8 protein-coding genes are annotated in these 12989 nt (G+C 28.5%); all 8 read left to right on the top strand.

All coding sequences use genetic code 11. The annotated features are described in order from the left end of the window. Positions 1 to 487: 487 nt before the first annotated feature. The 8 genes from glgB (at position 488) to Q0F58_RS13340 (ending at position 12487) form a co-directional block, all read left to right on the top strand. The gene (glgB, locus tag Q0F58_RS13375; protein ID WP_294377434.1) at positions 488 to 3067 is read left to right on the top strand and encodes a 1,4-alpha-glucan branching protein GlgB; all 2580 of its coding nucleotides are present in this window, start codon (positions 488 to 490) and stop codon (positions 3065 to 3067) included. Between the two features lie 86 nt (positions 3068 to 3153). Continuing rightward, on the top strand, positions 3154 to 4593 hold the full coding sequence (glgA, locus tag Q0F58_RS13370; protein ID WP_294377432.1) for a glycogen synthase GlgA: 1440 nt from the start codon (positions 3154 to 3156) through the stop codon (positions 4591 to 4593). Between the two features lie 23 nt (positions 4594 to 4616). Then, complete coding sequence (locus tag Q0F58_RS13365; RefSeq protein ID WP_294377430.1) at positions 4617 to 7052, top strand: glycogen/starch/alpha-glucan phosphorylase; 2436 nt, start codon at positions 4617 to 4619, stop codon at positions 7050 to 7052. An 11-nt stretch (positions 7053 to 7063) separates the two neighbouring features. Beyond that, the gene (locus tag Q0F58_RS13360) at positions 7064 to 8896 is read left to right on the top strand and encodes a glycoside hydrolase family 13 protein (protein WP_294377427.1); all 1833 of its coding nucleotides are present in this window, start codon (positions 7064 to 7066) and stop codon (positions 8894 to 8896) included. Positions 8897 to 9035: 139 nt separating this feature from the next. Then, positions 9036 to 10199, top strand: coding sequence for a glucose-1-phosphate adenylyltransferase (locus tag Q0F58_RS13355; protein WP_294377425.1), 1164 nt, complete (start codon positions 9036 to 9038; stop codon positions 10197 to 10199). A 24-nt stretch (positions 10200 to 10223) separates the two neighbouring features. After that, the gene (gene glgD, locus Q0F58_RS13350; RefSeq protein WP_294377422.1) at positions 10224 to 11324 is read left to right on the top strand and encodes a glucose-1-phosphate adenylyltransferase subunit GlgD; all 1101 of its coding nucleotides are present in this window, start codon (positions 10224 to 10226) and stop codon (positions 11322 to 11324) included. A 232-nt stretch (positions 11325 to 11556) separates the two neighbouring features. Further along, positions 11557 to 11817 carry an autorepressor SdpR family transcription factor gene (locus tag Q0F58_RS13345; protein ID WP_294377420.1) on the top strand — a complete coding sequence of 87 codons (261 nt, stop codon included), beginning with the start codon at positions 11557 to 11559 and terminating at the stop codon, positions 11815 to 11817. Positions 11818 to 11854: 37 nt separating this feature from the next. Next, positions 11855 to 12487 (top strand): SdpI family protein, encoded by a 633-nt coding sequence (locus Q0F58_RS13340; RefSeq protein WP_294377419.1) that lies wholly within the window; start codon positions 11855 to 11857, stop codon positions 12485 to 12487. Positions 12488 to 12989: the final 502 nt, after the last annotated feature.

Genomic DNA, 12989 nt, shown 5'->3' with positions numbered 1-12989 from the left:
ACTGCACGGGAGACTGTGTGGAAGAGTAGGACGTTGCCAGGTAAGTATAAGGATAGTTAGAAATAACTATCCTTTTTTAGCGTTCAAAAATATACTAAAAATAAAATCCGTTTTTTTATTTATTTTTAAAATTAAGTTAAAACAGTAATATATGAATAAACATACACATAATAAGTTAATAAAATAAAGTTTATAACATAAAAAATTAATTTAATAAACATTACCAATATGTTCATAATATTCAACAATATTCAATAATATTGAATATTATCTGAATAAGTTTTAAGATATAATTAGGTATTGGATGAAACTAATTTATTTATTTAAATTAAATAAATAGAAAGTTACAAAAATAAGTGAAAAAAATCATAAAATTTGGTAAAATATTTTATAGGCAAAAATAAGTTAAAAAATATAAATACTGTAAGGTATAGGGACAATTACAGACTATGAGAGGGATACTAATATGGATGGGGGTATGAGTTAAATGTCAGATAAATCTAATGTAAGTAGTGAAATTATTAAAAAGGCAAATAAAACAGATAAAGTAGTAGATTCTATAATATCTTCTGCAAAGGAGAAAACAGATGAAACTGCAAAGAAAAAAACTACCAGCAGGACTTCAAAAGCTAAAAGTAAAATAGAGGCAAAAGAAGCAATAGTAACACAAGATATTAATGAAAAAGAAATATCAAATGATGCTAATAATACAAAAAGTAAAAAAACAAAATCAGAAAATGATAATATTTCTATAAAAGAAAAAGATACTGAAAAAAAATTAGAAGTTAAAACTGATATAGAAAAAAACGAAGAAGATAAAAATATAACAACAAAGTCAAAAGGAACAAAGAGAACAACAGCAAAGACAACCAAACCAAGGAAAACAACTGCTAAAACTTCAAAAACATCTAAATCGACTAAAGTAAATAAAGAAGAAACAAATGCAGTTGATTCAAAAAAAATAGAAGAAGTAAAAGAATTAACTTCTAAGACAAAAAAAGTAGAAACTAAAACTTCAGAATCAAAAGCAAAGAGCAAAAAAACATCAGAAAGCAGTGCTAAAGATTCAACAAAAATAAAATCAAAAACATCAAGTGTAAAGAAAAATGAGAATATAGACAAAACTGAAATAACAAACTTTAATGAATACTTATTCCATCAAGGAAAAAATTATAATGCTTATGAGATTTTAGGAGCTCATATAGTGACAAGAGAAAAGAAGCAAGGAATTCAATTTGCTACTTGGGCGCCTAGAGCAAGTGCAGTATATGTTGTTGGAGACTTTAATGGATTTAATTTAAATGAAGAATATAAACTTTCAAAAGTAAGTGACAATGGTATTTGGGCTGGCTTCTTTACTCAACCTAAGGAAGGCGATAAATATAAATACTGTATAATTGATGAAAAGGGAAATCAAGGAGAATTTAAAAGTGATCCCTATGCATTATTTAGTGAAGTTAGACCTAATAATGCTTCAATAATATATGATTTTAAAGAATTTAAGTGGACAGATAAAAAGTGGATAGATAAGAGAAATAGTGTAAATGTTTTGGAACAGCCTTTAAATGTTTATGAAATTCATTTAGGATCATGGAAAAGAAATAAAGACGGTGAATTTTTGACTTATGAAGAAATTGGTGAATTATTACCTAAATATTTAAAGGATATGGGATATTCTCATGTTGAAATAATGCCTCTTGTTGAACATCCGTTAGATGCTTCATGGGGCTATCAAGGAACTGGATATTATTCTCCTACAAGTAGATATGGTACTCCTGAAGGACTTAAAGTGTTAGTAAATAAACTACATGAAGAAAATATAGGAGTTATAATGGACTGGGCTCCAGGACATTTTTGTAAGGATGCACATGGATTATATAAATTTGATGGAACTGCTACTTATGAATATCAGGAAGAATGGAGAGCTGAAAATAAAGGCTGGGGTACATGCAACTTTGATTTAGGAAGACCGGAAGTTCAAAGTTATCTAATATCAAATGCACTATATTGGTTCAGAGAATTTCATGTAGATGGTTTAAGAGTTGATGCAGTATCAAGTATTTTATATTTAGATTACAGCAGAGAACCAGGAGAATGGCAGCCTAATAAATATGGTGGAAATGGAAATCTTGAAGCAATTGACTTTTTAAAACAGTTGAATCAAGCAGTATTTGCAGAGTATCCAACTGCATTAATGATAGCAGAAGAGTCAACTGCATGGCCTAATATAACTAAACCACCAATGAAAGATGGATTGGGATTTAACTTTAAATGGAATATGGGATGGATGAATGATACTTTAGAATATATAAAGATAGATCCTGAATATAGAAAGCATAATCATAGAAATGTAACATTTGCAATGATGTACAATTATGCTGAAAATTATTTATTACCACTTTCTCATGACGAAGTAGTTCATGGAAAAGGATCTCTTATTAAAAAAATGTGGGGAGATGAATGGAATAAATACGCCGGACTTAGAGCTTTTATGGGTTATATGATGGGGCATCCAGGTAAAAAATTGACATTCATGGGATGTGAATTTGCACAAGGCATAGAATGGAGAGAATATGAAGAACTTGAATGGAATCTGATAGAAGCTTTAGATATGAATAAAAAGACTCATTTATTCTTTAAGGATTTAAATAATTTATATCTTGATAACAAAGCATTCTGGGAATTAGATCATGACTACAGAGGATTTAATTGGATAGAAGCAGATAATAATGAACAGAGTATTCTGGTATTTACAAGAAGGAGCAGAGATGATAAAGATACATTAGTATTTGTAGTAAACTTTACTCCTACTGTATATTATGATTATCAGATTGGAGTACCATTCTTAGGTGAATATGAAGAATTATTCAATACAGATGATGCTAAATATGGTGGTTCTGGACAGATTATGGGTACACCATTATTCGCAGAAAAAGCACCATTCCACAATCAGCCATATTCTGTAAAGATTAAAGTTCCACCAATGGCAACTTTAATTTTGAAAATTAAAGATATTGTTGTAGAAGAAGAAATTGATGATACAAAGGAAGAAAAAGTAGAAGAATAGAATTGATAGGATTTATAGATTATTGATGGTTTATAAATTTCATCAATAATCTATAATTATTCTATATAAGGCTGGGGGGTTAAGAAATGAGAGTTTTATTTGTAGCGTCTGAGGCAAGTCCTTTTATTAAAAGTGGTGGTCTTGGAGATGTTGCAGGAGCATTACCAAAAGCACTTGCTCAAAAAAATGCGGATGTAAGAGTTGTTATTCCTAAATATAAAGAATTAAACTGGGAAGTAAAAGATAAATTAAGATTTGTAAAATGGTTTAATGTTCATGTTGGATGGAGAGAAGAATTTTGTGGTGTATGGGAATGCTTTTATAATGGAGTAACTTATTACGTTCTTGATAATGAACGATATTTTAATCGTGATGGATTGTATGGATTTTATGATGATGCAGAAAGATTTGCCTTTTTTGATAGAGCTGTACTAGATATGCTTAGACAGATAGATTGGCAGCCAGATTTGATTCATTGTAATGACTGGCAGACAGGTATGCTTCCAGTATTATTAAAATTCCAATATAAGCGTTATGACAGTTTTTATTGGAATATGAAATGCGTATATTCAATTCATAATATAGCATTCCAAGGTGTATTTGATCCTAATATATTACCTGAATTGTTTGGATTTGATTTGGAATTATATGAAAATACATGTTTAAAATTTGATGAAGGTGTAAGTTTCATGAAGGGCGGGCTCTATTATTCAGATATAATTACAACTGTAAGTGAGAGCTATGCACAAGAAATTCAAACACCAGAATATGGTCAAAGATTGGATGGTGTATTAAGAGACAGATCATATGCTTTAAGAGGAATCGTAAACGGAATAGATTATGATGAATTTAATCCAAAGACCGACAAGAGAATATTTAAGAATTATGATGTTAATTCTATTAAAAATAAAAATATAAACAAAATTGCTCTTCAGAAAGAACTAGGATTAGCTGTTGATGGAAATATTCCATTAATTGCAATGGTTACGAGATTAACAAGTCAAAAAGGAATTGATTTGCTAGTTAATATTTCTGAAAGACTTCTTCAGGAAAATGTTCAACTTGTAATATTAGGTACAGGCGAAAGACATTTTGAAGATCATTTTAAGTGGTTAGATTATGCTTATGGAAATAAAGTATCTGCAAATATACGATTTGATAATACTTTAGCTAATAAGATATATGCAGCCAGTGATATGTTCTTGATGCCATCAGCGTTTGAACCATGTGGATTAGGACAGTTAATAGCATTAAGATATGGATCAATTCCTATAGTAAGAGAAACAGGAGGATTGAAAGATACTGTAAACCCTTACAATGAATATACAGGTGAAGGTAATGGATTCAGCTTTAGAAATTATAATGCAGAGGAATTACTTAATATAATTAAATATGCTTTATGGATATATAGCGATAAGAAAAAGTGGAATGCACTTATTAAAAATGCAATGAATTCTGATAATAGCTGGGAAAGATCAGCACAAATTTACCTTGATATGTATAGAGAATTAACAGGACAAGATTAATACTATTTAGCAGGAGGTATTTAATGCTTGACATGGATAAAAAAGCATTCAAAAAATCTTATATAAATAAGTTTTTGGATATGCATGGAATTAATTTAGAGGAAGGCACTAATCAACAAAAATATGAAGCCTTAGTAAGTCTGGTCAGGGATTATATTACAAAGAATTGGGAGAAAACCAATAAAAGATATAATAAAACAGGTGAAAAGCAGGTATATTATTTTTCTATGGAATTTCTGCTTGGAAAATTGCTGGGAGATTATCTGCTAAATATGGGAATAAGAAATGTCTGTATGGAAGCTCTTAAGGAGTTAGATATAAATCTTGAAGAATTAGAAGATTTGGAAAGAGAACAGGAATTTGAAAATGGCGGTTTGGGAAGACAGACTCAATGTATTATGGATTCCATGGCATCTCTTAATATTCCTGGTAATGGATGTGGCATAAGATATAAATATGGATTTTTTAAACAAAAAATTATAGATGGAAAACAAGTTGAGTTGCAGGATGATTTTTCAAGAGAAATTGGAATATGGGAAGAAAGAAAAGCTGAAAAAGCAGAAATAGTTAAATTTGGTGGAGAAATAAGCATGAATATTGTTGACGGAAAAATGAACTTTGCTCATGTTAATTTTGAACCTGTATTAGCAGTACCATATGATACTCCTGTAATTGGATATAATAATGAAGTAGTAAATACATTAAGGCTATGGAGTGCAGAAACAGCATCTAAAGATTTTGATTTTTCGTTGTTAAATAGAAATGATTTTTTACAGGCTATGTCTTATAGAAATTCAGTTGAATCTATATCAAAAATACTATATCCTGAAGATTTATCAGTTGAAGAAAAAGTATTGAGATTAAAACAAGAATATTTCTTTGTTTCAGCTGGAATTCAAAGTATAGTGAGGCATTATAAAAAACATTTTAAAAATTTTCAAGTTTTTGATGAAAAGATTGCTATTCATATAGATGATACACAGCCTTCACTTGCAATTCCTGAATTAATGAGAATACTTGTTGATGAAGAAGGAATAGAGTGGGATGATGCATGGAGGATTACAACTAATACAATTTCTTACACAAATCACAGAATTTTATCAGAAGATTTTGAAAAATGGTCTGTTGATATATTCAAAAAGCTGCTTCCAAGGATATATATGATTATTGAAGAAATAAACAGGCGATACTGTATGGAACTTAATAATAGATATCCAGGAAATCATGAAAAAGTATCTAGAATGTCAATAATATCTGATGGATATGTGAATATGGTATATATGGCAGTGGTAGGAAGTAGTAGTGTTAGTGGAATTGCAAAACTTCAGACAGAGATATTAAAGAAAAAAGAAATGAATGATTTTTATTATTTATATTCTAATAAGTTTAATAATAAAACAAATGGAGTTACTCATAGAAAATGGATTTTAAAGAGCAATCCTCAATTAGCAAAGTTATTGATAAATACAATTGGAGACAGTTTTATACGTCATCCAGTTGATTTAAAAAGTTTTGAAAGGCATTTAAGGAAACGTACAGTGCTTGAAGAACTTAAAAATATAAAGTTAAGAAATAAGGAAAAATTAGCTCACATAATATTAAAGAATGAAAATACAATTATAGATCCAAATTCTATATTTGATGTTCAGGTAGAAAGAATTTGTTCATCTAAAAGACAGATTCTCAATTGTTTAAGGATAATGGATTTGTATAATGCGATTATGTATAATCAAGATATTGATATTGTACCTAGAACATTTATATTTAGTGGAAGGGCTGCACCTGAAGATTATAGTGCTAAAAGTGTTATAGAGTTAATACATTGCATTGCAGATACAATAAATCATAATACAAAAGTAAAAGGTAGAATTAAAATTGTATTTATGGAAAATTGTGAGGATTCATTATTAGAGAAAATTATACCTGCAGCTGATGTGAGTGAACAAATTTCCACTACAACAAAGGGAATATCAGAAGTTTCAAATATGAAGTTTATGATGAATGGAGCAATTTCAGTTGCTTCATTAGATGGAGCTAATATTGAAATAAAAGATGAAGTGACAAAAGATAATATAATGATTTTTGGATTAACTGCGGATGAAATGTTTGATTATTATAATAATGGAGGATATAATTCCACAGATTTATATAATAGTGATGCAAGGATAAAAAATGTTATTGATGATTTGATAAATGGTAAATATCATAGTGATAAAAATAGATTTAAAGGCATTTATGAAAATCTGATTACTTATAATGATGAGTTTTTTGTATTGAGAGATTTCGATTCATATTTGAAAGCACAAAATAAAGTTGATGCTCTTTATAGGGATTCTAATAAATGGCAGAGAATGTGCGGAGTAAATATTGCACATTCAGGATTATTCTCATCTGACAGGACAATTGAACAATATGCAGCAGGGATTTGGGGATCAGAAGTAATTTATAAGAATCTATAGGAGGTAAATTAATGGACGGGATAAAAGTAATACATGACTCACAAAGTTTGATATACAGAAAGCCTTTTGGTGCTGTTGAACAAGGACAGGAAGTAAAGCTGTCAATTGATGTAGATAAAGAGATAATTGCAGCTGTTGAACTTGTTAAGTTTGATGGTACAAAAGTTAATATGGGAATGAAAAAACAATACCTCAACAATGGAAGCTATAGATATTCTGCAGAAATTAACACAGAAGATACATTGGGGGTGTTAGGATATTATTTTATATTAATAGATGGATATGACCGATTATATTATGGAAATAATGATGAACATCTAGGCGGAACTGGTCAGATATATACGTACAATCCTGTACCATATCAGATTACTGTATATAAAAAGTCTGATATTCCAGACTGGTATAAAGAAGGAATTATTTATCAGATATTTATAGATAGATTTTATAATGGAAATGATGATGGAAAAGTAAATAATCCAAAAAAAAATTCTTTTATATATGGAAGATGGAATGACTCACCTATGTATATAAAAGATTATCAGGGTAGGATTTTAAGATGGGACTTTTATGGTGGAAATATTAGAGGGATAATAAAGAAGCTGGATTATATAAAGTCTTTGGGTGTTAATATAATTAACTTAAGTCCAATATTTAAATCTTCAAGCTGTCATAAATATGATACTGGAGATTATGAAATTATAGATGAAATGTTTGGGACAAATGAAGAATTTAAAGAATTATGTGAAATAGCTGAAAGTAAAGAAATCAAAATAATTCTTGATGGAGTATTTAGCTATACAAGTTCAGACAGCAGATACTTTAATAAAATTGGAAGTTATGGTGAAATAGGAGCATATCAGTCTCCAAATTCTAAATATCATAATTGGTATAAATTCAACAGATATCCATACAGCTATGAATGTTGGTGGGGAATTGATGGAAGGCCTAATTTAAATGTCATGAATGGTGATTATATGAATTATATAATCGATGGAGAGAATTCAATAATAAAAAAATGGATTGAACTTGGAGCCAGTGGATGGCGCTTAAATGTGACAGATGAACTTCCAGATGAATTTATAGAAAAAGTAAAAAAGGGATTAGATATTATAGATAAAGAAACTATTCTTATTGGAGATATATGGGATGATGCATCAAATAAGATAAGTTATTCAAAAAGAAGAAGATATATATTTGGAAATGAAGTTCAAGCTGTAACTAATTATCCATTAAGAGAAAGTTTAATTAATTTTACTAAGGGTTATATAAAATCAAACAAATTCAGAAAAAAGATTATGTCTTTATATGAAAATTATCCTAGGGAAGTTTTCTTAGGAAATATGAATGTGATTGGAACATCTGATACTGAAAGAATATTAACAGTATTAGATGGAAATATACAATTACTTAAAATAATAGTTGCACTACAATTTACTTTGCCTGGAGTACCACTCATTTATTATGGTGATGAGACAGGTGTTACAGGAGGAAAAGATCCAGATAATAGAAAAAGTTATCCATGGGGACATGAAAATAATGATCTGATTGGTTTTTATAAAAAGATAGCAGAAATACGAAACAGTCAGAATGGTTTAAAGAAGGGTGATTTTAGTATTTTCGACACAGATGAAAATGTGTTTGCATTTGAAAGGGTATATGAAAATGAAAGAATAGTAATAGTTGTGAATGTTTCAAATGCACAGAAAATAATAAAGGATATTAATTTAGAAGGGACTTATTTAGATTTATTCAATGAAGGAGAAAAATATAAATTTGTTGGATGTGACAGCGTATTAATAATATATCCCTACAGCTTTAAAATATTACGCAGAGTGCGTGATTGATTTAAAAAGTCAAAATTAATATGCTTGACTAATGATGAATTAACATAAATACATTATGTTAAGCATATTATTTAAATATATATGCATAAAAATAAAAATTCCATTTAAGAGAATAAAACATATGAGAGGAGATAATATTATGGGTAAAAATGAAATTGTAGCAATGATATTGGCTGGTGGACAAGGTTCTAGATTAGGGGTTTTAACTAAAAAATTAGCTAAACCAGCAGTGCCATTTGGAGGAAAATACAGAATTATAGATTTTCCTTTAAGCAATTGTGCTAATTCTGGAATATATACAGTAGGTGTTTTAACACAATATAAACCACTTGAATTAAATGCTCACATTGGTATAGGTGAAGCATGGGATTTAGATAGAACACATGGAGGAGTAAGTATACTTCCACCATATCAAGAAGAAAAAGGTGGAGAATGGTATAAAGGTACTGCAAATGCAATTTATCAAAATATAGAATTTGTAGACAGATATGATCCAGAATATGTTTTAGTATTATCAGGAGATCATATCTATAAGATGGATTATACTAAAATGCTTGATTTTCATAAGGAAAAGGGTGCAGAGGCTACTATTGCAGTAATAGAAGTTCCAATGGATGAAGCATCACGTTTTGGTATTATGAATACTAGAGATGATTTATCAATATATGAATTTGAAGAGAAGCCAAAAACTCCAAAAAATAATTTGGCATCAATGGGTATTTATATTTTTAACTGGAAGACTTTAAAGAAATATTTAAAAGAAGATGAAGCTGATAAGACATCAAAGAACGATTTTGGAATGAACATCATACCTAAGATGCTTAATGATGGAAATAAAATGGTTGCTTATCCATTTAAGGGATACTGGAAAGATGTTGGAACTATAGATAGTCTTTGGGAAGCAAATATGGATTTATTAAAAGAAGATAATGAGTTAAATTTACATGATGAAGAATGGAAGATTTATTCTGTAAATCCAGTAAGACCAGCTCAATATATTGGTGAAAATGCTAAAATAGCTAACTCATTAGTAGTTGAAGGTTGTGTTGTAAATGGACAGATTGAGAATTCAATACTATTCCAGGGGGTTCATATTGGTAAAAATACAGTTATAAGAGACTCTATAATTATGACTGATGCCAAAATTGGTGATAATGTTGTAATAGAAAAAGCAATAGTAGGAAGTGGCGCTATTGTAAGAAAAGACTGTAAGATTTCTTTAGGAGATGAAATTGCTATAATTGCTGCTAAAGAAGAAGTAAAAATGGGAACAGTCATAGAAGAAAGCAATAAAGCAGTTTAATGGTATGCTAAGGGGGAGAAAGAAATGAAAAATTGTATTGGTATAATCAACTTAGATGAAAATGAAAATAGAATGGGTGAATTAGTTGTCAATAGATCACTTGCTTCAATTCCTATAGCAGCAAGATATAGAGTTATAGACTTTGTATTATCTAATATGACAAACTCAGGAATAAACTGTATTGGAATATTTACAAAAAACAAATCAAGATCTTTAATAGATCATATAACTAATGGAAGGCCATGGGATTTAAATAGAAAAACTGATGGATTAAGAGTGTTTAATTTTGGAAATGAAGATCCTGTATTTGATGATGTTCATAATTTTGCAGATAATATTCAGTTCTTAAATAGAAGCAGAAAGGAATATGTATTATTAGCACCAAGTTATATGGTATGTAATATAAATTATAAAGAGGTTTTAGAATATCATAAGAGTACTGGAAAAGATGTAACTATAGTATATAAAAAGGTTAATAATGCTGATGAAGCTTTTAGTGATTGTGGTGTATTAAATATTGATGATGCAGGAAATGTTATTAGTGTAGGAGAAAATATAGGAAAGAATCCTAAGGCTAATATTAACATGGAAATGTATATATTAAAGAGAGAATTATTTGTGAATATTGTTAATGAATGTATAAGTAGTGGCATGTATAGAAAAGTAAAAGATTATATTCATAATAATTTAAAGAATATCTCAGCAGGAGCATATGAATTTACTGGACATTTAGATTGTATAAATTCTATAAAGGCGTTATATGATAGCAATGCAGCTCTTTTGAATAAAAAGATTAATAAAGAGATATTCAATGAAGAAAGACCAATATATACAAAGACTAAGGATGAAGGACCAACTTTTTATTCAGATAAAAGTAATGTTGTTAATTCAATTATTGCTAATGGATGCAGAATTGAAGGTACTGTTGAAAACTGTATAATTGGAAGAAGAGTTTATATTGGTAAGAATACAAAGCTAAAAGACTGTGTAATAATGCAAAACAGCAGAATAGAAGCTGATGTTGTATTAGATAATGTAATAGCAGATAAGGGCAGTGAAATAAGAAAAGGAGAAACTCTTATAGGTTCTACAATGTATCCATTAGTTATTAAAAAGAGAAAATAAATATAGATTACTTTTGTATTTCTAATATTAATTTGTTAAGTTTATTTTATAATATTCAATCTTACATTTTGAATTTATGATTGATTAAAAAGTGTGTTGTTTATATGCAGCACACTTTTTTATTCAAACCTATTTAGAAAAAAATCTAAATAGATATTGATATTTGCAGGAAAGTATTATAAAATCTATTTAGAAGATATTCTAAATAGATTTTATAGGGAGGGGAATGTATATGAGTTTTCCGGAAACCTTTAAAGCTCTTTCTGATCCTGTCAGAAGAGAAATTCTAGTGATTTTAAAAGATAAAAAGATGTCAGCAGGGGAAATAGCATCAAATTTTAAGATATCAAATGCTACAATTTCATATCATCTTTCTATACTGAAAAAGGCAGAACTGATAACAGAATCAAAATATAAAAATTTTATATATTATGAAATTAATATGTCTGTTTTTGAAGAGATGATGCTTTGGTTTTCACAATTCAAGCAGTAAATAATTAAGAATAAAAATTTGAAGAGGGGAATGAATTATGGAAAAAAAGAAGAATTTATCAATGTTTTTGACAAGTGCAATATGTTTGATACCATGTGTAATTTCAATAATTTTTTATAATAGGTTTCCGGACAGGGTAGTAACTCATTTCGATTTTAATGGAGTACCTGACGGATATAGTTCTAAAATCATTGCGGTATTTGGAATACCAATATTTATGTTTGTGATTAATATAATTATTAATTTAGTGTTAGATAAAAATATAATACGAGGAAAAGGTGGAAAAATTATTGTATTGATAGCAAGATGGACAATACCAGTGATGGCGGTTCTGATACAGTCTGTTATAATTATATATTCCTGTGGAATTGAGTTTAATGCAAGCAATTATATTATGTTTATGGTGGGATTAATGATAATGATTACAGGAAATTATCTTCCAAAATGTGAACAAAATAATTTGGTGGGAATAAAAACGCCATGGGCATTAAAAGATAAAGATAATTGGAAAAAGACTCATAGATTTTCAGGATATTTATGGGTTGTTTTAGGATTTGTGCTAAGTATAAATACTTTTATAAAAGTAGATTTTATAAATATTGTTGTTATTATTATGATGTTAGTAATTCCTATGATATATTCTTATGGAATCTATAAGGAATTCAAGTAGATATAATAGCAATTGTCTTATGAATTTAAATTATAGTCAGTTAAATGAAAATAAGTTTTGATTAATATTAAAATTGATATATTAATTAAGACTTATTTTTATAAAAAATTTAACAATGATTATAATTGATTAATACGAAGAGATTATTCAGTTAATAATGAGATTTTTAATTATAGATAATAAAAATCTTAAATTATAGATATATTTAAGATTTATTAAAAAAGTAGTTGACAGTGTATTTATAAAGTGATAGTATAAATGATGTCGTCAAGAGATGAAGCAATGAAAATAAGACAAAAAAATGTTTTTAAAAGTTGTTGACAGATATCGAAACAGATGATATACTAAATAAGTCGCTTGAGGGTGATACAAAAGTAACAACATAAAGTTGTGAAAGAAAATGGTCTTTGAAAATTGAACAGAATGATATAAATAATTAAGTAAACCAGCAATTCTTTATTTGAGTAAGCTAAGATTAAACTTTTTATTGAGAGTTTGATCC

Origin of the sequence: uncultured Clostridium sp. (assembly GCF_934754915.1) — a bacterium.
Taxonomy (GTDB): Bacteria; Bacillota; Clostridia; order Clostridiales; family Clostridiaceae; genus Clostridium.
The sequence above is the reverse complement of the archived record's forward strand: the minus strand, read 5'-3'. Positions and strand labels throughout refer to the sequence as shown.

Coding starts and splice junctions, on each gene's coding strand:
- glgB (WP_294377434.1), top strand. CDS start 488: ATGTCAGATAAATCTAATGTAAGTAGTGAAATTATTAAAAAGGCAAAT.
- glgA (WP_294377432.1), top strand. CDS start 3,154: ATGAGAGTTTTATTTGTAGCGTCTGAGGCAAGTCCTTTTATTAAAAGT.
- Q0F58_RS13365 (WP_294377430.1), top strand. CDS start 4,617: ATGCTTGACATGGATAAAAAAGCATTCAAAAAATCTTATATAAATAAG.
- Q0F58_RS13360 (WP_294377427.1), top strand. CDS start 7,064: ATGGACGGGATAAAAGTAATACATGACTCACAAAGTTTGATATACAGA.
- Q0F58_RS13355 (WP_294377425.1), top strand. CDS start 9,036: ATGGGTAAAAATGAAATTGTAGCAATGATATTGGCTGGTGGACAAGGT.
- glgD (WP_294377422.1), top strand. CDS start 10,224: ATGAAAAATTGTATTGGTATAATCAACTTAGATGAAAATGAAAATAGA.
- Q0F58_RS13345 (WP_294377420.1), top strand. CDS start 11,557: ATGAGTTTTCCGGAAACCTTTAAAGCTCTTTCTGATCCTGTCAGAAGA.
- Q0F58_RS13340 (WP_294377419.1), top strand. CDS start 11,855: ATGGAAAAAAAGAAGAATTTATCAATGTTTTTGACAAGTGCAATATGT.